Annotated in this window: 21 protein-coding genes and 3 pseudogenes; 8 read left to right on the forward strand and 16 right to left on the reverse strand. The window is 70.2% G+C overall.

Annotation, left to right across the window (positions count from 1 at the left end; all coding sequences use genetic code 11):
* Window positions 1–155: 155 nt before the first annotated feature.
* On the forward strand, window positions 156–1277 hold the full coding sequence (locus tag ACSYGO_RS44350) for a GlxA family transcriptional regulator (RefSeq protein ID WP_460390202.1): 1122 nt from the start codon (window positions 156–158) through the stop codon (window positions 1275–1277).
* Window positions 1278–1343: 66 nt separating this feature from the next.
* On the opposite strand, the gene ACSYGO_RS44355 is transcribed toward ACSYGO_RS44350, so the two are convergent.
* Complete coding sequence (locus ACSYGO_RS44355) at window positions 1344–1760, reverse strand: ATP-binding protein (RefSeq protein ID WP_460390203.1); 417 nt, start codon at window positions 1758–1760, stop codon at window positions 1344–1346.
* 289 nt (window positions 1761–2049) lie between these two features.
* On the opposite strand from ACSYGO_RS44355, the gene ACSYGO_RS44360 reads away from it, so the two are divergent.
* Entirely contained in the window at window positions 2050–2526 is a 477-nt protein-coding gene (locus ACSYGO_RS44360) for a hypothetical protein (protein ID WP_460390204.1), read from the forward strand.
* A 104-nt stretch (window positions 2527–2630) separates the two neighbouring features.
* Here the strand turns inward: ACSYGO_RS44360 and ACSYGO_RS44365 are convergent.
* A pseudogene (locus tag ACSYGO_RS44365) lies at window positions 2631–2941 on the reverse strand (transposase).
* Between the two features lie 27 nt (window positions 2942–2968).
* Between ACSYGO_RS44365 and ACSYGO_RS44370 the strand changes: the two are divergent.
* Window positions 2969–4212 (forward strand): annotated as a pseudogene (locus tag ACSYGO_RS44370) (RNA-guided endonuclease InsQ/TnpB family protein).
* A gap of 13 nt (window positions 4213–4225) precedes the next feature.
* Here ACSYGO_RS44370 and ACSYGO_RS44375 read toward each other — a convergent pair.
* Window positions 4226–4921 (reverse strand): TetR/AcrR family transcriptional regulator, encoded by a 696-nt coding sequence (locus tag ACSYGO_RS44375; protein ID WP_426674932.1) that lies wholly within the window; start codon window positions 4919–4921, stop codon window positions 4226–4228.
* A gap of 102 nt (window positions 4922–5023) precedes the next feature.
* Between ACSYGO_RS44375 and ACSYGO_RS44380 the strand changes: the two genes are divergently transcribed.
* On the forward strand, window positions 5024–5581 hold the full coding sequence (locus ACSYGO_RS44380; RefSeq protein WP_460390205.1) for a hypothetical protein: 558 nt from the start codon (window positions 5024–5026) through the stop codon (window positions 5579–5581).
* A gap of 81 nt (window positions 5582–5662) precedes the next feature.
* Here the strand turns inward: ACSYGO_RS44380 and ACSYGO_RS44385 are convergent, their stop codons facing one another.
* The 6 genes from ACSYGO_RS44385 to ACSYGO_RS44410 form a co-directional block, all read right to left on the reverse strand.
* Complete coding sequence (locus ACSYGO_RS44385; RefSeq protein ID WP_432172669.1) at window positions 5663–6487, reverse strand: MIP/aquaporin family protein; 825 nt, start codon at window positions 6485–6487, stop codon at window positions 5663–5665.
* Window positions 6488–6560: 73 nt separating this feature from the next.
* Entirely contained in the window at window positions 6561–7421 is an 861-nt protein-coding gene (locus tag ACSYGO_RS44390; protein ID WP_460390206.1) for a patatin-like phospholipase family protein, read from the reverse strand.
* A complete protein-coding gene (locus ACSYGO_RS44395) occupies window positions 7421–8413 on the reverse strand; it encodes an alpha/beta hydrolase (protein WP_426674928.1) in 993 nt (330 codons plus the stop codon). The genes ACSYGO_RS44390 and ACSYGO_RS44395 overlap by 1 nt, the downstream gene beginning before the upstream one ends.
* Window positions 8414–8449: 36 nt before the next feature.
* Window positions 8450–9112 (reverse strand): histidine phosphatase family protein, encoded by a 663-nt coding sequence (locus tag ACSYGO_RS44400; RefSeq protein WP_460390208.1) that lies wholly within the window; start codon window positions 9110–9112, stop codon window positions 8450–8452.
* Window positions 9113–9240: 128 nt separating this feature from the next.
* Window positions 9241–9663, reverse strand: a complete 423-nt coding sequence (locus tag ACSYGO_RS44405; protein ID WP_460390209.1) for a universal stress protein — start codon at window positions 9661–9663, stop codon at window positions 9241–9243.
* Window positions 9664–9693: 30 nt separating this feature from the next.
* Entirely contained in the window at window positions 9694–10950 is a 1257-nt protein-coding gene (locus ACSYGO_RS44410; protein WP_460390210.1) for a YbfB/YjiJ family MFS transporter, read from the reverse strand.
* Window positions 10951–11545: 595 nt separating this feature from the next.
* On the opposite strand from ACSYGO_RS44410, the gene tal reads away from it, so the two are divergent.
* Both tal and ACSYGO_RS44420 read left to right on the forward strand, forming a co-directional pair.
* A complete protein-coding gene (gene tal, locus ACSYGO_RS44415; protein WP_460390211.1) occupies window positions 11546–12655 on the forward strand; it encodes a transaldolase in 1110 nt (369 codons plus the stop codon).
* A 146-nt stretch (window positions 12656–12801) separates the two neighbouring features.
* Entirely contained in the window at window positions 12802–14691 is a 1890-nt protein-coding gene (locus ACSYGO_RS44420; protein WP_460390212.1) for a BTAD domain-containing putative transcriptional regulator, read from the forward strand.
* A 124-nt stretch (window positions 14692–14815) separates the two neighbouring features.
* On the opposite strand, the gene ACSYGO_RS44425 is transcribed toward ACSYGO_RS44420, so the two are convergent.
* The 4 genes and pseudogenes from ACSYGO_RS44425 to coaD form a co-directional block, all read right to left on the reverse strand.
* Window positions 14816–15781: a pirin family protein gene (locus ACSYGO_RS44425; RefSeq protein ID WP_460390213.1), complete on the reverse strand. Its 966-nt coding sequence runs from the start codon at window positions 15779–15781 to the stop codon at window positions 14816–14818.
* Between the two features lie 254 nt (window positions 15782–16035).
* Complete coding sequence (locus ACSYGO_RS44430; protein ID WP_460390214.1) at window positions 16036–17061, reverse strand: nuclear transport factor 2 family protein; 1026 nt, start codon at window positions 17059–17061, stop codon at window positions 16036–16038.
* A gap of 331 nt (window positions 17062–17392) precedes the next feature.
* Window positions 17393–17503 (reverse strand): annotated as a pseudogene (locus tag ACSYGO_RS44435) (DUF5959 family protein); the annotation flags it as partial.
* Window positions 17504–17697: 194 nt separating this feature from the next.
* Entirely contained in the window at window positions 17698–18174 is a 477-nt protein-coding gene (gene coaD, locus ACSYGO_RS44440; RefSeq protein ID WP_460390215.1) for a pantetheine-phosphate adenylyltransferase, read from the reverse strand.
* 248 nt (window positions 18175–18422) lie between these two features.
* Between coaD and ACSYGO_RS44445 the strand changes: the two genes are divergently transcribed.
* Together ACSYGO_RS44445 and ACSYGO_RS44450 are read left to right on the forward strand one after the other, a co-directional pair.
* Window positions 18423–18827 carry a hypothetical protein gene (locus ACSYGO_RS44445; protein ID WP_460390216.1) on the forward strand — a complete coding sequence of 135 codons (405 nt, stop codon included), beginning with the start codon at window positions 18423–18425 and terminating at the stop codon, window positions 18825–18827.
* Window positions 18828–18973: 146 nt separating this feature from the next.
* On the forward strand, window positions 18974–19750 hold the full coding sequence (locus tag ACSYGO_RS44450; protein WP_460390217.1) for a class I SAM-dependent methyltransferase: 777 nt from the start codon (window positions 18974–18976) through the stop codon (window positions 19748–19750).
* Window positions 19751–19899: 149 nt separating this feature from the next.
* Here ACSYGO_RS44450 and dmpG read toward each other — a convergent pair whose 3' ends face one another.
* Genes dmpG through ACSYGO_RS44465 form a run of 3 tightly spaced genes read right to left on the reverse strand, consistent with a single transcriptional unit; the run spans window position 19900 to window position 22693 of the window.
* Entirely contained in the window at window positions 19900–20916 is a 1017-nt protein-coding gene (dmpG, locus tag ACSYGO_RS44455) for a 4-hydroxy-2-oxovalerate aldolase (RefSeq protein WP_426674917.1), read from the reverse strand.
* A complete protein-coding gene (locus ACSYGO_RS44460) occupies window positions 20913–21860 on the reverse strand; it encodes an acetaldehyde dehydrogenase (acetylating) (RefSeq protein ID WP_426674916.1) in 948 nt (315 codons plus the stop codon). The genes dmpG and ACSYGO_RS44460 overlap by 4 nt, the downstream gene beginning before the upstream one ends.
* Complete coding sequence (locus tag ACSYGO_RS44465) at window positions 21857–22693, reverse strand: 2-keto-4-pentenoate hydratase (protein WP_426674915.1); 837 nt, start codon at window positions 22691–22693, stop codon at window positions 21857–21859. Before ACSYGO_RS44465 ends, ACSYGO_RS44460 begins: the two co-directional genes overlap by 4 nt.
* Window positions 22694–22729 lie beyond the last annotated feature (36 nt).

A 22729-nucleotide genomic window follows, 5' to 3' on the forward strand; every position in this document is an offset into this window, starting at 1 on the left:
TCGCGTCGTGAGTGCGGGGCGGGCAGGGGTCGACGACCGCCCGATATCCGCAGGCTCCCGGCCCGGCCCCGTCCGGGCCGTCCTGTGGGCGATGGCCGGATGCGAGGGATTTCGGTCCTTGCCCCGCCGTGAGGCCTGGCCTGACTCTGGCAGTCGTGATCAGCTCGAACCGCCAGGCCGACGCGGACAGGCGTCCCCGTACCCACCTCGTCGTGATGGTTCTCTACGACGGGGTGCAGGCGCTGGACGTCACCGGGCCGCTGGACGTCCTGGCGGCCGCCAACGACCATGGCGGCCGCTACCGGGTTGTTGCGCTCTCTCCCGGCGGCAAGGAGGTGCGAACCACGTCCGGGTTGCGGCTTGCGGCCGATGGGAGGCTTGAGGAGTGGCCGGGGCGGATCGGGACGCTCATGGTTCCCGGCAGCCCCAACTGGCACGTGCCGGTGGAAGACCACGGGCTGATCGGGGAGTTGACGCGGCTGGCGCGCTCGGCCGGTCGGGTGGCCTCCCTGTGCGCGGGCGCCTTCCCGCTGGCGGCCGCGGGACTGCTCGACGGGTGCCGTGTGACCACTCACTGGCGGCAGGCCGACCAGTTGGCCGCCCGCTTCCCGTCGGTGCGTGTGGACCGTGATGCGTTGTTCATCCGTGACGGACGGATCATCACCTCGGCGGGCGTGACGGCGGGCATCGACCTCACGCTGTCGCTGGTGGAGGAGGACCTGGGCCCGGAGGTGGCGCGTGCCGCGGCGAAGGACCTGGTGGTCTTCATGGCCCGGCCGGGCGGTCAGTCCCAGTTCAGTGTCCGGCTGCGCGCACGGTATTGCCGCAGCGCCGGCGTGCGCGCGGTGCTGGACGCCGTGACGGCCGTTCCCCAGGCGGACCACAAGCTGCCTGCGCTGGCAGCGCGCGCGGGGGTGAGCGTGCGCCACCTCACCCGACTGATCCGCCAGGAGACCGGTACCACGGCCGCCCGGTTCGTCGAGCAGATCCGCCTGGAGGCGGCGCAGAGCATGCTCGAATCGGGCACCGACCCCTTGGACATGGTTGCCCGCAGGAGCGGACTGGGCTCGGCGGAAACGCTCCGCCGCGCCTTTCAGCGCGAGCTGGGCATCACTCCCGGTGCCTACCGCGCACGCTTCCGCAGCACGCAGCCGGACGGTCCCATGACCTCCTCCCACCCCACCGATCCCGGCTGCCGGCCGTTCGGCGGCACCTCACTCCCCGGCGACCGGGAGACACCGGCGGCACCCGGCGCCGAGCGCGCCACGGGTCGTTGACCGTTGGTGCTGATCGAGGCGGCAGGGGGAGGAGTTTCCGCGGGAGCGTGGTGCCACCTCGGGCGCTTACCGTCCGACCACGCCGGCGGCGGGTCGCGCCGTCGGGTTCCCGGCCGTCGTCACACGCAGCACCGCACCCACACGCCATCCCTCCGGCTCGCGGGTGACCTCGATCCTCTCGGCCAGTGCCTCGACGATGGCCAGGCCGCGACCGTGCTCGGCCAACTCCTGCGGGATGACAAGACGGTGGGCCGCCAAAGGACCTCCGGAGTCCGTCACACACAGGTACAGCCGGTCCGCCCGCTGGAGGAGGCGGACGGTCATCTCCGAGTGACCGTAACGGACGGTGTTGGCGGCCAGTTCGCTGATGACCAGTGCGGCCGCGTCGAGGTCGTCCGCACTCACTCCCCACCGGGCGAGCAGGTCGGTGGTCCAGTGACGGGCGACGCCCACGCTGGCCGGCTCGGCGGGCAGCGCCAGCACAGCCGTCCGAGCGGCACTTGTCGCAGGTGGCGTCATCCGGTGTGGGGCGTCCGCGGCCCATACGGTCTGGGCAACTGCGGGGTGGGGACAGTGCGGACGGGACAGCATGGCGATCTCCGAGGGTGCCGGTGCGGCGGGGGGGTCCGCCGGTACACAGAGGAAAACCAGGTACGCCTGCGCGGGCATGGCCGTGCTTTCGGACCCGCTTCCCACGCTTTCGGCCCTGACTTCGCCGGGTCGGGGGAGAACGGCCGAAGCCGAGCTCGGCCTCCTCGGCAGAATGAGCCACATGGCCGTAGACAAGGACGCAGCGTTCACACTGCCGCGAGGCGCCACGGGCTTCTTCCAGCCGAAGGACGGGCCGCTGCCGGAAACCGACCGGCGGACGTTCCGCGCAGCGCTGTATGCGGCCGCCCGGGCGGCCAAAGGTCATGTGGGCGAGATGGAGGACCAGACGTACCCGCGTACGTTCCACACCGCGACGGTCGTCGAGGACATCGGCGAGTACGTCATCCTGTGTCACGCCCACCACCCCTGGATCGCCTTCGCTCAGGAACACCGGGACTGGTACACCGAGGAGTTCCTCGCACCGCCACCGTGGGCCTGTGCCTTCGCCGACCTGGGTTTCGTAGTGCTCGATCGCGGCCGGCTCACTCTGCCGCTCTCGGACGTCGACACCTCGGTCCTGACCGAGGGCGAGTGGCGCGCAATTCGCTCCTACGGCATCTCAACATTGGGCGGAGTGCTCTTCAACGCATGGGACTGACGCCCGCACCGGCAGTAGATCGCGCCTCGGTCCGCTCGGCGCTCAACGCGGCCGGTCGCGCCCCGACCTGCGGTTACAGGGACTTTTGCAGAAAGCCCCAGTGTTCACGCCGGGGAGGAATGCATCTTAGGGCTGCTCTGACGTGCACTTCGGAGCGGACGTTCCTGCTGCTCGTTGTAATGGCGGACGATCGTCAACGGTGCTCCGCCGCACGATGGGGACGTGATTGCGTTCGTCGTTGATCTCCTTCCAGTTCCGCTTTGAAGTCCTCGCAGACCTTGCGCATGGTCTCTACGCAGCGTGTCAGCATCTCGTCGTCGAAGGCTTTGCGCTGGTACCTGGTCACGATGACCAAGTGCACATGCATCACCGAAACAACATGCCTTCCACGCTTGTAGTCGTTCTGCCCTTCCATGAGACCAATCGCACTAGGGTCGTGGGCGTGCAGCTCCGCTACAACTACCGGGCCTACCCGGACGCCTCGCAGCGCCGTGCGCTGGCCAGTGCGTTCGGGTGCGCGCGTGTGGTGTGGAACGACTGCTTGCGCGACCGGAAGGAAGCGCACGCGGCCGGGTTGCCGTATGTGAAGTCGGCTGAGCTGTCCAGGCTTCGCATCACTGAGGCCAAGCGCACCGCCGAGCGCGCCTGGCTTGCCGACGTGTCGGCGGTCGTCCTGCAACAGTCCCTGCGTGACCTGGACACCGCGTTCAAGAACTTCTTCGACTCGGTTACGGGCAAGCGGCAGGGCCGTACGGTCGGGCCGCCGCGCTACAAGTCGAAGAAGGACAGTCGGCAGTCGATCCGCCTCAACACCAACGCCTTCTCTCTGAAGGGCAACGGCACGGTGTATGTGGCCAAGGTCGGCGACCTCAAGGTCAAGTGGTCCCGTCCACTACCGGCCGCGCCTACGTCCCTGACCGTCACCAAGGACAGCTGCGGCCGATATTTCCTCAGCTTCGTCGTCGACACCGAGCCGGACACCCTCCCGAAGGTGGCGACGGAGTGCGGTATCGACCTCGGCCTGTCCGCCTTCGCCGTCCTGTCCGACGGCCGCAAGATCGACAGCCCCCGCTTTCTGCGCCGGGCAGAGAAGAAGCTCAGGCGCCTTCAGCGGGAGCTGTCCCGCAAGGTCAAGGGATCCAGGAACCGGGCCAAGGCGCGCATCAAGGTCGCACGCCGGCACGCACGTGTGGCGGACCGGCGCCGGGACTTCCACCACAAGGCTTCCACACAGATCTCCGCGACAATCAAGCGGTGTACGTGGAAGACCTCGCGGTGTTCGGCCTCGGACGTACCCGGCTGGCCAAGTCCGTGCACGACGCGGGATGGTCCGCGTTCGTCGGCATGCTCCAGTACAAGGCGACCAAGCACGGCCGCACCTTCACCAAGGTGGACCGCGTCTTCCCGTCCTCCCAGGTCTGCTCGGCCTGCGGATTCCGGGACGGCCGCAAGCCCCTGCATGTGCGGGAGTGGGCGTGCGGCGAGTGCGGCATCGTGCATGACCGCGACCACAACGCAGCCCGCAATGTCCTGTTCGAAGGACGCCGAAGCGTCGCCGCCGGACGGGCGGAGACGTCAAACGCCTGTGGAGCGCCGGTAAGACGGGCACACGTGCCCGCACAGCGCGGCGAAGCAGGAGGCCCCCGGAAGGGCCGGACGGGCCAAGCCGGAATCCCTGGACTTTAGGTCAGGGAGCACGTCAAGCGCTGGGCGGCGAGCACTCGATGCCGGAGACCGTCGTGGCCGCCGAGGAGGGCTGGCCGGGTGCGGAGGCGCGTTCGTCGAGCCCGCGGGCGGTGTGGATCCTCAGCAGTCCATCGATGCCGCGCAGCAAGGTCTCGCCGGCCAGGACGGGGTCGCCGAGGTAGCCGGCGCTCATCGCACCGTCGCGGAGCATGGCGAAATGCCGCCCGGCGTGCTCGGCCTCTGCGGCCGTGATCTGGGCGAACAGTCCGGTGATTGTCTGAAGGAACCATGCGCGGTGCTGCACGACGGCACGGTGGACCGGGTGGTCGGGATCGGGGAATTCCGCTGCCGCGTTGAGGAAGGCGCATCCCCGGTAACCGGGCGAGCGGATCTGCTCGACCAGGGATGCACCGATGCCCCGCAGGATGCCGTCGGCCGGCACGTCCGCTGCCGTCAGGGAGTCGATCTGGGTGCGGATCGCCTGGTCGACGCTTCCGATGTAGGCGACGGCAAGGTCTTCTTTGCTGCGGAAGTGCCGGTAGAAGGTGGCGTTGGTGACCTTCGACTCGGCGACCAGACGGTCGACGCCCACCGTGTGGATGCCCTCCGCGTAGAAGAGCTGCCCGGCGGTCCTCAGGAGCCGTTCCCGGGCCTCGGAGACTCGCCTGCCGGTGCCTGTGCCGGCTTCCGTCTTTGTCATGCCACCCATCCTAGCGGGTAGAACGCTCTCTCTTGTTTTCGCGGGATGGGCTGTGCCAGGCTGCAGACAAGAAAGATCGTTCTCTCTATCTCGAAGTCACTGGAGAACCCCATGGCATCCACCGCCACTGCCGAGTCCATCGGCGCCACGCCCGCCCTGCGCCGGCTGTACGTCATCCGCTTCGTCTTCGCCGCCGCGTGGGCCGGGCTCCTGCTGCTGTTCGGCTCCGAGCTCACCGTCGGGGCCAAGCTGCTGCTGGTCCTCTATCCCGCCTTCGACGTGGCCGCGGCCGTCGTCGACGCCAGGTCGGCGCGCGACACCGGGCCGGTCAAGGGCCTCTACGCCAACATGGCCGTCAGCGTGCTCGCCGCCGTCGGCGTCGCGGTCGCAAGCACCTCGGGCGTCGCCGACGTGCTGCGCGTCTGGGGCGCGTGGGCGGTCGTCTCCGGCCTCATCCAGCTCCTCGTGGGCATAGCGCGCCGACCGATGGGCGGCCAGTGGGCCATGATCCTCAGCGGCGGCATCTCCGTCCTCGCCGGCGGGAACTTCATCCGGAGCGCCACAGAGGACGACCCCTCTCTGACCAGCCTCGCCGGCTACGCCACGCTCGGCGGGATCTTCTTCCTCGTCTCGGCGATCCGCCTGTCCCGCTCGACCCCCAGGAGCTGAGGTCGCCGCGGCCGAAGCGAACGATCCGCAGGATGATCGCGAACGTTGAGGACCGGGACGACCGACCGTCGCGTACGTGCCTCAGGCCACTTGTCGGGCCCGACGTCGCAGGGCGGCGTCGTTCCCGCACAGCCGGTAGGTGCACGGTGCGGGCGCGCCCAGGCGGCGCTGGAACAGGCAGTGGACCGCGGCCCCGATCGATGCGCCGACCAGCGGGGCGGCCAGGTAGACCCACAGCAGTCGGGTGCCGCCGGACAGCAGCGCGGGACCCAGCTGGCGTGCCGGGTTCGCCGAGCCTCCACTCAGTTGCCCCAGCACGGTGATGATCAGGGCCGTCGCCGTGCCGACGGCGTAGGGGAGCCAGCGGCTGATGGACGGGCGGGCCAGGAAGAACCCCACCATCACGACCACGAGGATGAGGCAGCCGGCTTCCGTCACCACGAGCGCGGCCGTGCTCCACCCTGGGCCGGGGTGCACGGCGGCATAGCGCAGCGAGGGCCGGGAGACCACCGGGCCCCAGCACAGCCGCCCCAGCGCGGTGCCCGCCACCGAGCCCGCCAGCTGCGCGGCGGCGTAGGCGGGCACGTAGCGCCCGGGGAAGGCACCCATCAGCCACAGCGCGACGCTGATCGCAGGGTTCATGTGGGCGCCGGAGCAGCGCCCCGGCGGGGAGATGATCAGCACCACGAGGAGGACGCCGACCACCACCCCCACCATCGCTGTCGCCGCGCGCGTGCTGTTCACAGCGAGCGGCGAGTCCGGTGATGTCAGCCAGCGGGCGGCGGTGACCACGCAGTACAGCAGGACGGAAGTCAGTACGAACTCCCAGGCCGCGTCGGCAAGCCCATACCGAGGGCGGCGGTCCGAAGGCGTGGCGGCGGAGCCGGTGGCTTCTTCCCGGAGCACCTTTCGACGGTACGTCGCAGGGCGGTTGCACGGGTAGGCAGACCGGCGACGGCCGGCCGGTCATCGCGTGCGGCTATCCGGCGGTAGTAGCGGGCCAGACCTTTCGCACAGTGCCGGTCAGCGCCTGTCCCTGTCGCTGACCGTGGTGGGCGGCGGCGGGCCGCCGGGCGGGGTCCAGCGGATTGGGGCCGATCGCGTCGAGTGCGGCGTCGTCAGGTGTGATGACCAGGACCTGGCTGTGCGCGTGCAGCAGCGGCATCTCACCGGCCAGTCCCTGAGATGCGGGGTTGAGGCCGGGGCCGGTGTCGGGCGCGAGGACGACCACCACGTCGTGGCCCAGGGCGAGGTCGGCGTTGGTCGTGGAGCGGACGCTGCCGTCGACGTAGCGGCGTCCGGCGACGGTGGCGGGCGGCCAGATGCAGGGCACGGCGCAGCTGGCCGCCACGGCGGATGTCAGTGGGATGCCCGAGGTGCCGTCCCACACGGCAAGTTCGCCCGTGTGCGCGTCCACCGCGGTGATGAGCAGCCGGCGGGCGGGCCAGGTGTCGACCGGCAGCCGGGCCTGGATGATCCGCATCCGTTCGGCCTCCGAGACGGTGTGTGCCGCAAGGGCCATGGCACCGATCCGGGCCCTGGTCTCCCGCTCGTCGTGGGCGCCCTCGATCAGCTTGGTGAGGGCGGCCGCCGCCTGCTGCGGGTCGAAGACGGCCTTCACCTCCTGTGAGGTGCCGGCGGGCGCCAGCTGGTCGGCGAGGAGGTGATGAAGGCTGACTCCGCTGGTGGCCTGGACGGCCACGACCGATCCGGCCGAGGTGCCGACCACCAGGTCGGCGCCCGTGAGGTCCACCCCCGCTTCCTGCAGCGCCTGGAGCACTCCCAGCTCCCAGGCGATCCCCGTCACGCCGCCTCCGCCGAGCACCAGGGCCGTCGACATCAGCGACCCCCCGTCTCGGCTCGGGGCGCTGCCAGAGCGTGACGCAGTGCCTGTCCGGCCTGGTTGATCGCCGCCTCGGCGAGCGGAGAGGCCGCCAGCGCGTCCTGCGCGGTGAACGAATGGACCGCCCCCAGGTAGCGGACCGCGACCACGGGGACACCTGCCTGCGTGAGCTGGCGGGCATACGCCTCGCCCTCGTCACGCAGCACGTCCGCCTCGGCCGTGATCACCAGGGCCGGCGGCATCCCGGCCAACTCCTCAGTCGTGGCCCGCAGCGGTGCGGCGGTCGGTTCGGTGCGCACCGAGCCGTCGGGCGCGTAGTGGTCCCAGAACCATCGCATCTGCGCGCGGGTGAGGAAGAAGCCTTCGGCGAACTGTTCATAGGACGGCGTGTCGAAACCGGCGTCCAGCGCGGGGTAGAAGAGAACCTGCTGCAGCAGGTGAGGGCCGCCCCGGCGCTTGGCCAGCAGGGCGGCGGCGGTGGCCAGATTGCCGCCCGCGCTGTCCCCGGCGACCGCCAGCCGAGACCCGTCCAGGCCCAGTTCCCGCCCGTGCTCGGCGATCCAGGCGGTGGCCGCGTAGACCTCTTCGAGCGCGACAGGATGACGGGCCTCCGGTGAGCGGGTGTACTCCACGAACACCACGGCCACGCCGCCGGCGTGGGCCAGGTCGCGGGTGGTGCGGTCGTAGGAGAAGCGGTCACCCAGCACCCAGCCGCCGCCGTGGCAGTACATCACGGCCGGCAGTACGCCCGAGGAACCTTCCGGCCGCACGATCCGCACCAGCACCGTGCCGCTGGGCCCTACGGGCAGGTGCTGCTCGTGGATGTGGACGGGCTTGAGCACCGCCTGGGCGGCGCGCTGGGCCGCCAGGGCGTCGGCCCGGGCCTCGATGGGTGACTGGCTTTCCAGCGGCGGCGCGTCGGCCGCGGCCAGCTGCGCCAGGAAGCACTCGGCATGCGGATCGAGGTGTACGGGCGGGTGGGTGTCCAACGAATCCTCCAGGAGACGAGGCCAGGGGAGCGGGGTTCAGGGACGATGCCGTGGGGCGTCGGCGGCCGCCGGCGGGCGGGCGAGCAGCCGGTCGTCGAAGGACGGGCTGAAGTTCCAGCCCAGCAGACTGGGACGCCCGTCGTACCGGGCCAGGCGTCCTATGGAGGCGGTGCGCAGCGCCAGGTGTGCCCCGGCCGCGGCGGACAGGCCGAGCCAGCGGGCGGTCATCAGCCGGATGAGGTTGCCGTGCGAGACGAGGACGACGGGCCTGCCGCCGGCGGTGAGGCGGCGGGCACAGTCGAGCACAAGGTCCGCCCGGGCGGCCACCTCCGGCAGGCATTCGCCCGTGCACGCTTCTGTGTGCAGGGCGTCGTCCCAGATGTCGTGGCGGCACGGTCCGCTTCGGCAGCGCTCGTCCACGGTGTGGCCGTCGGGAAGCCGGTAGCTCCACTCCCGCAGGCCGGGGTCGATGTCCGCGGTCAGGCCCGCCAGTTGTGCGGTGCGGCGGGCTCGCAGTGCTGGACTGCACAGCACGTGGGCGTCCTGGTAGGCCTCGAGATGCGGCAGGAGCAAACCGGCCTCGCGCCTGCCCGCGGCGGTCAGGTCGGGATCGTCCTGCCCGGTGTAGTAGCGGCGGGAGCGGTTCCAGGCCGTCTCCGCATGCCGTACGAGAATGATCTGTTGCTGGGGCACTGCCATGATGCCTTTCTCGCGGCCCCGGCGCCTGCCGGCCCGGGAGGGCCGAGGGGTGCCGGGACCGCGTTGTTCGTCAGGAGCCGGCGGCAGCGACGACTGGTTGTTCGAGCTGCACCGTGCGGTGGGGCATCTCAGACCTGCCCGGGGGCCAGGAGCACTGCGGTGCGGCTGTTGTGGGCGATCGAGATGCTGACGCTGGGGGAGAACCAGCTGGCGAGACGACTGCGGTGGTGCGGGCTGACGACGATCAGGTCGGCGTCGAAGCCCTCGGCGGCTTCCCGCACGGCTTGCGCCACATCGGAGACCAGGCCGTCCAGCAGTTCGCCGTCGGCTTGGACGCCGGCCTGCCGCAGGGTTGTCACGGCCGTGTCCAGGACCAGGTGGGCGGTGGAGTCGTCCTCCAGGCCGACGACGGTGTCGTACACCACCTCGGAGGTGTCGATGTGCAGCACACGGACCTGTGCGCCGGTCAGGAGGGCCACTTCGGCCGTGGTGCGGATCGCGCTGTGCGAGGCGGGGCTGCCGTCGACGGCGACCAGGATGCGGTGAAACATGGGGGTCGTGCTCCTTGAGGGGGGGTGGGGTCAGCGCTGGACGGCGCTCGGGGCGGGGGCGGCAGGCGTCGTTTCCCGGTGTGGGTGCTCTGCCGTCCGTTCGCGCTGGACGAGGGCGACGGCGGCGGAGACGGCGAGCAGTACGACGGACAGCCACAGGCCCTTGGCAATGCCTCCGGAGGAGTCGGACAGCAGGCCGGAGATCAGGGGGCCGACTGCCTGGCCGACGCTGAAGGCGACCGTCAGCAGGGCGATGCCCAAGGTCCAGGCGTGCGCGGGCAGCATCCGGCGGGCCAGGACGGTCACGGCGGTGGGCCCGGCCATGAACGAGCCGCCGAAGATGATCGCCGAGGCGATCGCGGCGCCCATCCCGTGCCACAGCAGCACCGGCAGTACGCCGACCAGCACGACGGCCGAGACCAGCGCGGGCGCCGTGCCGCCGCGCAGTCGGCCGATCACCCGGCCCCACACCAGCAGCGTCGCCGCTGCGGAGGCTGCGCCCAGCACGATGAAGAACGTGGCGGTGCCCCAGACCTTCATGCCTTGGCCGTGCAGCAGGGCGATGACGAAGGTCATGTAGGACACGTAGCCGGCGCCGAACAGCACGTACCAGACGAAGAGGGGCGTCAGCGGCTTGAGACCGGTGCGGCCGCTGTGGGTGGCACTGCTGGTGGCCTGCTCGGGTACCTTGCGTGCGGCCCAGGCGGCGGGTCCGATGGCGAGGAGGGCGAGCAGCCCCATCAGCAGCCACCCGGCCTGCCAGCCGGACGCGCCCCAGGCCGTGAGCGCCGTGGGCACGACCACGCCGGAGAGCACCACGCCGATACCGACGCCGGCCATGTACATCCCGACCAGGGAGGCCGAGCGGGCCTGTTGGCCGCCGCTGTGGACGCGGGAGGCGAGTGCCGAGCCGACCACGAAGGTCACCGCGGTGCTCAGGCCGCCGATGAACCGCAGGACGGTCAGGCCGGCGAAGTTGTCGGTCGCCCCGGAGGCGAGCAGGGTGAGAGCACTGATGACGATGCCCCACACGAACGCCTTCGCGGAGCCGAAGCGGCGCGACCACCAGGCCGCGGTGGCGGCTCCGATGATGTAGCCCAGCGCGTTGGCGGTGTTCATCCCGCCGGCCGCCGCATAACTCCAGTGCAGCTTCTCGCGCATGGCCGGCAGCAGCAGCGCATAGGCGAACCGGGTGAAGCCCAGCGCCACCACCGGGCCCGCCGCCAACGCCAACGCAACCAGAAACTCCGGCCGCTGCTTGGCGGCCAGAGACGATGAGGCGGTCATCGCACACGCTCCCAGGCAGTCGAGTCGATCATCACAGGGCCTTTCTCGAACGATCCGGATGTCAGGATCACGGCGCCTGATCAGCGCCTTCACGGACCTTCAACCCGTGCTGTGCGGTCCGCCATGTCCGGCCTCTGGGCCGCACTCCCCACGGATCGGGCCATCGCGCAACCCGTCTGTGCGTTCCGTCCACAGCCCCGGGCGGCCGGGCGGTCCTCTCCCGCGAGGGCACCGGGCCGCCCGGGACGGGTGGTTGTGCGGGGTCACCCCGCGCCCCGGCCGGCGGCATGTCCGCGCGCACGGCCGTGTGGCCCACGGATCAGGCCACGGCCGCCGGTACAGGACGTTTCCGCCTCCCGGTACCGACGGGGTGTCAGCGGCCGGAAGCCAGGACGAGTCCGGCGGGGCGAAGACGCGCTGCCCACACTGGCGCGGCGCCTTGCACCGCCCTTGCACGGCCGGCGCCCCGCCCGCCCGGCCGGCGCCCCGCCCGCCCGGCCGCGCAGTGCAATTCGGCTGCAACGCCGCCCTCCAGGCTCACCGCACACCCAGATGGCCTGCGGCACGCAGGCCCCGGAACGAAAGAACGACACCCATGAGCGACCCCCTCGCCCAACTCGCCGCGCACGACGTCGCCGTGTGGCTGGACGATCTCAACCGGCGCGACCTGGAGTCGGGCGCACTGCACTCACTCATCCACGCCGGGAAAGTCACCGGCATCACCAGCAACCCCACGATCTTCCAAGCGGCCATCGGTGACGGCAGCGGTCCCTACCGCGGGCAACTGGAGGAACTGCGGCGCGCAGGCGCGGACGTGGACGAGGCGCTGCGGGCCCTGACGGCACACGATGTGCGGCAGGCCTGTGACCTGCTGCGCCCCACCTACGAAGCCTCCGACGGCATCGAAGGGTATGTGTCCGTGGAAGTCTCCCCACTGGTGGCCCATGACAGCGTCACCACACTCACCGAGGCACGCCGGCTGCACCGGCTCGTCGACCGGCCCAACGTCCTGATCAAAGTGCCGGCCACGGTGGAAGGGGTGCGCGCTTTGACCCTGCTGCTCGCCGAAGGGATCAGCGTCAACATGACGCTGCTCTTCAGCCTGCGCCGCTACCGCGAGGTCATCCACGCCTACTTCGAAGGACTGGAGCGTGCCCGTGCGCAGGGACACCCCCTTGCCCCGATCGCCTCGGTCGCTTCCTTCTTCGTCTCCCGCGTCGACACCGCCGTCGACGCCCGCCTCGCCCAACAGGGCGGCCCCACCCAGGCGGCCCTGCAGGGGCGGGCCGCACTCGCCAACGCCCGCTTGGCCTACCACCTGTACGAAAAGGAGTTCTCCACACGGCGCTGGCAGCGCCTGCACGCCGCGGGCGCCCGCCCGCAGCGACCCCTGTGGGCCTCCACCGCCACCAAGAACCCCCACTACGGCGACACCCGCTATGTGACCGGACTGCTCGCACCGGGGACCATCACCACCATGCCCCGCAACACGCTCGACGCGGTCGCAGATCACGCCGCCTTTCCACCCCAGGACGTGCGCGGCACCTACCAGGACTCCGCCGAGGTCCTGCGCCGGCTCCAGGCCGTCGGCATCGCCTACGACGACATCATGGCCGCCCTCGAGAAGGAAGGACTGGAGCGCTTCGCCGACTCCTTCACGGCCCTGCGCGCCGTGGTCCACGGCGCGCTGCAAACCCGGTCCTGAAACGCCCGCCCACCTGCAGCGCGCTCGGCGAGGGCACGGGCCGAAACCGAGGGGTTGTCGTCCCGCCGGCCGCTGGCGGGCAGGAGCGCGGTGCGGCGAGGCTGGATGCCAGTCATTGCCCCGCACCACGAAAGAGCACCACCCGCATGCCGTCCTGCACGAACTCACTCGTCCTGGGAGACCCCGTCCACCTGCGGCTCATCGGGCCACTGGAGTTGACGGGGGCACCATCCGACAACCCGCCGAGCCTCCCCAAGGGACGCGCGGTACTGCTGTTCGCGTTGCTGGCCGTCCACCGCAATCGGGTCGTCAGCAAGGACACCATCATCGAGACGCTCTGGCCCGACCGCGCCCCGCTCACCGCCACGCAGACGGTCGCCTCGCTCGTCAGCCGGCTACGCAAAGTGCTCGGCACCTGCCTGGAGCGCGCAGGTTCCGGATATCGGCTCAACACCACGGGCTGGCAGGTCGACGTGGATGAGGCGGCCCGCCTGACCCGGGCGGCCGAGCGCCACCTAAGCGCCGGTGAACCCGCGTTCGCGGATGTCGCCGCCCGCCGGGCACTGGGCCTGCTCGGTGCGGGCCGCGCGGTCGAGGAGTTCCAGCCCGCCGGCTGGAGCGCGGACCTCGACCGGACGCTGCAGAGTCTGTTGCGCCGTGCACGCGAGGCCGCCTGGCGGGCCGCGGAACACCTGCACGACCACCGGCAGGCCGCGAACCTGGCCTCGGCAGCCGCACACGACGACCCCTACGACGAGCCGGCATGGCGCGCCCTGATGGCCGCTCAGTACCGTCTCGGTTCGGCCGGCGCCGCCCTGCACACCTTCAGCCGGCTGCGCCGCACCCTGCGCACCGAGTTGGGTACCGACCCCGACCCGCGCACCGAGGCCCTGCACGGCGCCATCCTCCAGGGCCGGCCGACCCCCACCCCCGCGCACCCGCGGTCCGCAGCAGAGGCCGACGCACCCCACCAGCACCTCACCGGCCGGGACGAAGAACTCGACCAACTGCAGGCAGGGTGGCGGCAGACGCTCGCCGGGCACCCCACCACCGTCGTGGTGCGCGGCGGGGCCGGAGCCGGCACCTCCGCCCTGCTGTCCGCACTGCGCCGCCACGTCCACCACCACGGCGCCACCGTCCTTGCCGCACGCTGCCCCGGGCCCGAACGCCTCCTGGAAACCCCCATACTTGAGCAGGCCATCGAGGACTTCTGCCGCACCGCCCGGCCTGAGGAGGTCACCCACGCGGCCGACGGCATCGCCGACCGGCTGCAGGCCGTCATCCCACACACCGACGCGCTCACCGGGCCCGCCCGCCAGGGCGACGAGCACGCCAGGTTCCCGGCACACGGACACACCGACGCAGCCGCCATCTTCCTGCGCAGACTCTCCACCGACCACCCCGTGCTGCTGGCCGTCGACGACGCCCACTGCGCGGACGCACGCACCCTGGAAACCCTCCATCACCTCTCCCAGGACGCCGCCGGCCAACGGATCATGGTGGTCCTCGGCACGCGGGAGGACGGCGCCGACCGCATCGCACGGCATCTGCCCCACTCCACCCAGCTGCCCCTTGAACCGCTGGGAACCCACACCGTCGCCGAGCTGGCCGCCCGCCATGACGTGCCACAGGCAGCCCAGCGGGTCCACCAGCTCACCGCCGGCCGCCCCGCTCTGGTCCTGGCCGCGCTGAAAGCCGCTCGCGAGGGCGCACCCCTGGACGACCCGGACCACCTGCCCGACACCCTGATCAACGCCGCGCACGACCTGGTCCACCACGTCGGGGAGCCGATGACGCACCTGCTGCGCACCGCGGCCCTCATCGGCGCCACCTTTCGCTTCGAGCAGTTGCTCAAAGCGGCGGGCACCGACGGCTGGAGAACAGCCCAGCAGGTCGAACAAGCCCTCCGCGTCGGCCTCCTGACAGCCGACGGCGACGCTCTCACCTTCGTCGGCGAACTGCTCCACATAGCCCTGTATCGAGCGGTGCCCGCCCCCTTGCGCGCCGGCCTCACCGCCTACGTCCGCTCCCGCTGACGGCGACAACACCCCCTGCAGCGCCCGCCGTTCCCTCACCCCCGGCGGGCGCTGCCGGGCCCGCACCGAACGACGGCGCCCGCGTCGGCCCCGGCGCAGTGAACATCGCCTCCCTGCCACACCCCTACGACGTTCCCAGGTGGGCCGCGGGAATGTGCCCCATCCTGCCCTGCTGATAGTCCTCGACGGCTTGCCGGATCTCCGCCTCGGTGTTCATCACGAACGGGCCGTAGCGGGCGATCGGTTCCCTCAGAGGCACGCCGCCCAGCAGCAGCACCTCGAAGCGGCCGGTGCGGCCGCGCTGATGGTCTCCCGCCTGCACAGTGAGGACATCGCCTGCACCGAACACCGCCAGTTGCCCCTCCCTCACGGGGCGCCTGTCCGGGCCCACGCTCCCCGCTCCCTGCAGGACGTAGACCATCGCGCTGAATTGTGGATCCCACCCCGTCCGCAACCGCGCCTGGGGAAGCAGACTCGCGTGCGCATAGACGATCGGGGTGTAGGTCATGCCCGGTCCCTGGTAGCCGCCGAGACCACCGGCGATCAGTCGTACCAGCGCCCCGCCGTCATCGGAGGTGAGCAGCCGGAGTCTGTCCGCCCGGACGTCCTGGTAGCGCGGCTGCGCCCACTTGCGAGTGCGGGGCAGGTTCACCCACAGCTGGATGCCGTGACTGAGGCCGCCCTTGGCCAGGACCTCCTCGCTGGGGACTTCGTCGTGCAGGATCCCCGACCCTGCGGTCATCCACTGCGTGTCCCCATCCGATATCACCCCTCCGCCACCGTTGGAATCGTGGTGCACCACGGTGCCGTCGATGACGTAGGTGACCGTTTCGAATCCGCGGTGCGGGTGCCAGGGGGCGCCCTTGGCCTCGTAGGGCTGGTAGACGGTCTCACCGACGTGGTCGAGCAGCAAGAAGGGGTCCGCGTCGGGCAGAGCAGCGCTCGGGAACGGGCGGCGCACCATGAAACCGGCCCCCTCCCGCTGCTGGGGCGCGGTGACCACGCGGCGGACGGGCCGGTCGGCGGCGGTCGCTTCAGGGTGCGGGAGGCGGGGGAGGACCAGGAGATCCTCGACGGTTACGGCGGGCATAGCGGATCCTTCGTATGTACGGTGCGGACGACGTCCAAAGCGACGACGTCTTGCTGGAAGAGGGGACTTGCGCAGCTCTGCCAGGCAGAACGCCGGCAGGCGGGCGGGCGGCGTCCAAGGGCGTGGCCGCCGGCGGTCGGCCGTGTCATGTGCACCCGTTGCGGCAAGCCCCTTCGGCCGTCAACGTCCGGGTCCGGCAACCGTGTTGCCGGACTCGGACCCGGACTCGGACCCGGACGCTGCACGGTGTGGGGCTACTTTCCCTTGTGCGGGTTCGTGAAGAAGTCCTGCCAGGCATTGGTGTCCACCGGAACGTCCTCCATCTTCACGATCTTTCCGTGGCGGATGGTGTAGTACATGGTCACGTCGATCGACTTGACCTCTGGATCCCAGGGGCGGTTCATCCGGATGAACTCGCGCGCGAAGCCCCCGGCGCTGTCGCCCGCCATCGCGGACACATCCAGCTTGTACCGGCTGCCGACGGTGGCCATCACGCGCTCACGGAAGGTGAGGAAGCCCTCCCATCCCTTGTAGACGCCGGAGATGTCGGAGTGTCCGGGGATGCGCACTTCGACGTCGTCCGAGACCATGCGGTGGATCCCGTCGAGGTCCCCGCTCCAGAACGTGTTGTAGAAGGTGTTCAGGAAGCCGGTGTTCTTGGGGGAGACGGCGTGCGCCCCGTCGGGCAGGGACGGAGCCGGCCGGGCGGAGGCCGGTGTGCCGCGGGGCGTGTCGAGCGACGGTGTCCAGTAGGCGTCGTAGGCCTCCTGCTCCTCGGGCATGGTCCATGCCTCCGAGACCCGGCCGTCCTTGATCTTGTACTGCATGGTGAAGCGCAGCGTCCAGATCTTCGCCGGATCCTTCTTCCGGTTGAGCGTGACGACCTCACGGGTGAACGCGGTGTCGCCGTTCACCGCGAAGTGCGGCACCTTCAGTTCGAAGGTGCCGCCGTTGTAGCCGAGGATGTGGCCCATGAACTCGCGAAGGCCCTCCTTGCCCCAGTACTCCCCGGCGTTGAGGCCCTTCCCCGGCACGTGCATGATGAAGTCGTCGGTCACGAACTTCTGCGCGTCGGGAATGTCTCCCTTGGCGAAGGCGGCGTAGAAGCCCTGAATGAGCTTCATCGTGTCCTGCGAGGCATGCTCGGATGCCCCTGCGGAACCGTCGGCGAGTGTGGTCCCGCGCGGCGTGGTCGCCGCTCCGGCCGGTGCGGCGAAGACCGCCGCACCTACTACGGCAACGAGGGCGGTGGCCATGGACAGTGATGAGAGTTTGCGCATCTCGAACTCCTCGCAGCTGTGCGAACCCAAGGTGGTGGGCTCTGTCCTGAACCCGGTCCGGCAGCAGCCGCAGTGATGTGACTGATCAAACCTTGAAAGGAGGGGGGCGCTGTCTCGTGCCGTGAAGGCAGGCGCACATCACTTCGGCCGGCCCGGAATCGCAGGCGTCGCCTGACACCGGCCATACCGAAGTGACCCCGGACTACAGCGTCCCCGCGGCTTTTGCACCAGGCTTGCACCACGCTGCCATTGCGGGGCCGGGCATTCGGCAGAGTTGTCGACAAGCCGTGCCCGCGGATGCACACTCATGTGCCGGCGACGGCTTGGCCCCCTACTCCGACAGCATCGGAACCCAGTGATTCATCACCCGGTGCAGACGCCGTCGGTGGTCGGCGATCCAGTCGTCCGGCAAGGCGATCGGCACGCGCACGGTGACCATGGATCCCGACTCGTCCTATACGACCGCCTCGGGGCAGTCATGCTCGCCGCTGCGTCGGAACGTTGACGGTGACGCTGTTTCCCTCGTCATCGGCGAGGAAGATGAGCTCCCTCGGAACGATGTCGTCACATAGCTACCCCTGATCTGCGAGTACCAGAGGATCCTCGTCCCGTCAGGGGTGCATCCGACATCCCGCCTCAGGAACTCTCGCTGCCGCCCCCACCCGCCGGAAGAAGCTCGCTCGCATCGTCGTTCGGGACGCGGTCCTGTTGACTCGTCGCGGTGACGAGGGTGGAGGAAATGTGGGCCAGGGTGGGGTCGGCAGCGATGAACAGCGTTTCGACTCCGGCCAGTTCGTGGTTCATGCGGGCCATCGGCATTTCGTAGTCCAGGTCACGAACACCGCGGACTCCGCGGATGACGACGTCGATTCCGACTCGGCGGCAGTAGTCGACGAGCAGGCCGCCGGTGTGGGAGTCGACCGTGACGTTGCTCAAGCCGGTTGCTGCCCCGCGGAGCCGGTCCACCCGTTCCGTGATGGGGAAGCGCCCGGTCTTGCTCGAATTGAACATCACGCACACGACGACCTCGTCGAACAGGAGGGCAGCGCGCCGGAGTACGTCCTGGTGCCCTTGAGTGACCGGGTCGAAGGATCCTGGGAAGAGGGCTCGCATGATCCGAAAGAGTAACAAGTGGCCGCCCGCCGGTAGTGAAGTTCCAGGGCAGCCAAACCACCAAGATCAAGCGTGACAGGGAGAAGGTCCAGTAGGACGGGACAACCGCAACGTCGTCACACACGGATCACGGCCACATCGGACACACTCGGGGTCCTGAAGCATCTTGGGTCGGTACGCCCAACCGTCTCTTGTCTCGCTCTGTCGTCCCGTTACGATCACGGCTCACCCGAAGACGAGGTACAGCCGTGAACGAGGAACAGCCGGTGGAGCAGGGCGAGTACAGGCCCGGGCCGTACGCACGTGCAGCGCGTGGCTGCACAGCCGCCCTCGTCTTCGCGTGTGCCGTGCTCGTGGTGTTGATCAGTTTCGGGGCGACCATCGAGATGGAGTCCTTTCCCGGGCTGCGGGAGAACATGGGGCCGTTGGCCGTCTACACGCTGGGGTTCGCAGCATTGGTGACCCTCGGTGGACTGGCGCTCTCCGGATGGCGGTCCTCTGCGGGCTGGGCGGCCGTCGCCTGCGTCGGCGCGCTCATGGCACTTCGGATGTGGACGCTCGCACCGGCGCTTCACTGCTGGTCGTACGACAGCGTGGGGCGCAATGACGACGGCTCGTACAACTGCGTGAACCGCGGCGACATGCTTCCTTGAGGTCCTGTGCGCAGCGTATCCCCCAACTCCGCATCCTAGTGAGCCATCCCCGGTTGCTGCGTGGCAGCGACGGTAGTTGTAGGCATGGAGGAAGCCCGAGCAGGTAGCGACTGCCCACGCGGAATCAAGCACGATAATCTCGCGCCATGCCCGAGACATCGGTGGCGCGCTTCTACGACGAACTGGCAGACGACTACCACCTGATCTACCCGGACTGGGACGCGAGCACTCGCCGGCAGGGCGAGGCTCTGGACGCCCTGATCGGTATGGAGCACGCGCAGGTGCTCGACTGCTCCTGCGGGATCGGCACGCAGGCCATCGGGTTGGCGCTGCACGGGCACCGTGTCACGGGGACCGACCTCAGCCCCAGAGCCGCCGCCCGCGCCGCCCGCGAGGCCGGCCGCCGGAACCTGAGCCTGTGCACGGCTGTGGCCGACATGCGGTATCTGCCGTTTGCCGACGGCCGGTTCGACGCTGTCGTCTGCGCTGACAACGCGCTGCCTCACCTGCTGACAGAGCAGGATGTGCACGCTGCCCTGGCCGAGATGCGTCGCGTGCTGCGTCCCGGCGGCCTGCTGCTGGTCAGCACACGTCCCTACGACGATCTGCGACGCGAGCGCCCCGCTTCGATGCCTCCACAAGTTCACGGGCACGCCGATGGCGCCGACGGCGAGGAGCGAACCGTCACCTTCCAGCTGTGGCACTGGCACGACGACGGTGAGCACTACGACCTGGAACACTTCCAACTCCTCCCGACGGGCGGAGAATGGCGCGTGCAGGTCCGCCGGACCACCTACTGGGCCCTCGGCCGGGACCGGCTGGCGACCCTCGCAGCCGAGGCCAGGTTCGTCGACCCCGAGTGGCGGCTCCCCCAGGAGACCGGCTTCTTCCAGCCGCTCCTCATGGCTCGCGCCGGGAATTAGGCGTATCCAGGGTCCGGCGGTGCCGTTCGGTCCAAGCGGGGGAGTGCCGCTACTTCGGGCAGCATGTCCTGCTGGTGGAACAGGGCCAGGCGGTGCCATGCCGCCGGGCCATCCCATTGCAGTCGGTGAGAGCCGTCGATGCACCGCGTTCAGGCATGCGTCCGCACCCTGGCAAGGTCAAGTGCGATATCCGTGATCATGTCTTCCTGACCACCGACCAGTCCGCGCCTGCCGACCTCGACGAGGACTTCTCGGGTGTCGACGCCGTGGCGGCGGGCGGCGGCCTCGGCGTGGCGGAGGAAGCTGGAGTACACGCCGGCGTAGCCCAGGGTGAGAGTCTCGCGATCGACGCGTACCTCACGGTCCTGCAGCGGGCGGACGAGGTCGTCGGCGGCGTCCATCAGGGGGAACAGGTCGCAGCCGTGCTGCCAGCCCATCAGGTCGGCAACAGCGACGAAGGCTTCCAGGGGGCAGTTGCCGGCGCCGGCGCCTTGGCCCGCGAGGGAGGCATCGACGCGGGTGACACCGTTCTCCACGGCGACGACTGAGTTGGCCACACCCAGACCGAGATTGTGGTGAGCGTGCATGCCTACTTCCGTGTCCGGCGAAAGCTCGTCCCGGTAGGCGCGAAGTCGGTCACGCACACCGTCCATGGTCAGTCGGCCACCTGAGTCGGTGACGTACACGCACTGGGCTCCGTAGGACTCCATCAGCTTGGCCTGCCGGGCCAGTTCTGCCGGTTCGGCCATGTGGGACATCATCAGGAATCCGGCCACGTCCATGCCGAGGCTTCGGGCGGCGTCGATGTGCTGGGCGGAGATGTCGGCCTCGGTGCAGTGGGTGGCGACTCGGACCGAGCGGATGCCCAGAGACTGAGCCTGGCGCAGGTCGGGCAGTGTCCCGATGCCCGGCAGGAGGAGTGTGGTCGGAACGGCGTGCGTCACGGCCCCGACGACCGCCTCGATCCACTCCCAGTCGGTGTGCGCGCCGACGCCGTAGGTGATGCTCGAGCCGGACAGGCCATCGCCGTGGGCGATCTCGATCGCGGCGACTCCGGCGGCATCCAGGGCGGCGGCGATGGTGCCGGCCTGCTCGACGCTGTAACGGTGGCGGACGGCGTGCATGCCGTCCCTGAGGGTCACGTCCTGTACGTACAGCGAGGTCATCGGGATGCCACCTCCGTGGCGCGGTGGGCTGCCATGCGTTCCGCGGTGCGCAGCGCCGCCGAGGTCATGATGTCGAGATTGCCGGCGTAGGCGGGCAGGTAGTGTGCGGCACCCTCCACCTCGAGGAACACCGACACCTTCGCGGCGTCGCCTGACCGGGAAGCCTTCGGCAGCAGCGACCTCAGCGGATCGTCGGAGCCCACGCGGTCGAACTGCACCTTCTGCTTGAGCCGGTAGCCGGGTACGTAGGTCTGTACGCGGGCGGCCATCTCGTCGACGGAGGCGGTGACCGCGGCCTCGTCGCAGCCGCCGACCAGGCAGTGCACGGTGTCCCGCATGATCAGCGGGGGTTCGGCCGGGTTGAGCACGATGATGGCCTTGCCGCGGGTGGCGCCGCCGACCCTCTCGATCGCCGCGGAGGTGGTCTCGGTGAACTCGTCGATGTTGGCGCGGGTGCCGGGTCCGGCCGAGCGGGAGGAGATCGAGGCGACGATCTCGCCGTAGTGGACGGGGGTGACGGCGGCGACGGCCGCGACGACGGGGATGGTGGCCTGTCCGCCGCAGGTGACCATGTTGACGTTGGGGGCGTCGAGGTGGGCGTCGCCGTTGACGGGCGGGACCACGTACGGGCCGAGTGCTGCTGGGGTCAGGTCGATCACGGTGCGGCCGGTGGCCTGGAGCACGTCGTTGTTGTGGCGGTGGGCTCCCGCCGAGGTGGCGTCGAAGACGATGGAGACGTCGGCGAACTCGTCCAGGCTGATCAGGCCGTCCACGCCCTGATGGGTGGTGGCGACCTTGAGGCGGCGGGCGCGGGTGAGGCCGTCGGAGTCCGGGTCGATGCCGGCCATGGCGGCGACCTCCAGCGACTGCGACAGTCGCAGGATTTTGATCATCAGGTCGGTGCCGATGTTGCCGGAGCCGATGACGGCGGCCTTGGTGGTCATGCGCTGCGTCCTTCCCCGGTGTCCGCGGCGCCGGTGGCGAAAGAGGTGCTGACCGTGCCGAGCCCTTCGATGCGGGCGGTGAATTCGTCCCCAGCGGTGGCGACGGCCATCGGGCCGAGCGCTCCGGTGAGCAGGATGTCACCGGCGCGCAGCGGGTCACCGCGGTCGGCGAGGGTGGCGGCGAGCCAGAGTGCGGCGGTCAGCGGCGATCCGAGGCAGTCGGCGCCCGTGCCTTCGGAGACCGTCTCGTCGTCGCGGGTGAGGGTCATGCGGACGGCGCGCAGGTCGACGCGGTCCAGCGGCGTCGGGGTGCCGCCCAGGACGAACAGCCCGCAGGAGGCGTTGTCCGCGACCGTGTCCACGATGTCGATGTCCCAGCCGGCCACCCGGCTGTCGACGATCTCCAGCGCCGGCAGCGCGAACGCGGTGGCGCGCAGCAGGTCCGCTACCGTCGGGGCGCGGTGGGGCAGGTCCGTTCCGAGCACGAGGGCGACCTCGGCCTCCACCTTCGGCTGGAGCAGCCGTCCGGCCTCCACAGGCCGGCCCTCGGGCACCGCCATGTCGGCGAAGAGCACCCCGAAGTCGGGCTGTTCGACGCCGAGTTGCTTCTGTACGGCGGGGGAGGTGAGACCGATCTTGCGGCCGACCGGGCGTCGGCCGGCGGCCACGGCCCGGCTCACGTGGAGGCGCTGGACGGCGTAGGCGGTGTCGATGTCACCTGCGGGCAGCAGGGAGCGGACGGGCGGGCAGGGGGTCCTGGTGCGAGCGGCCTCGTCGAGGACGGCGGCGACCTTGGTCACGGCGCCGTCGACCGCTGCGGTCGCGGTGCTCACTGGGGCCTCCTGGCGCGGCGGGCGGGGGTGTGGTGC

This window comes from Streptomyces krungchingensis (genome assembly GCF_054729265.1).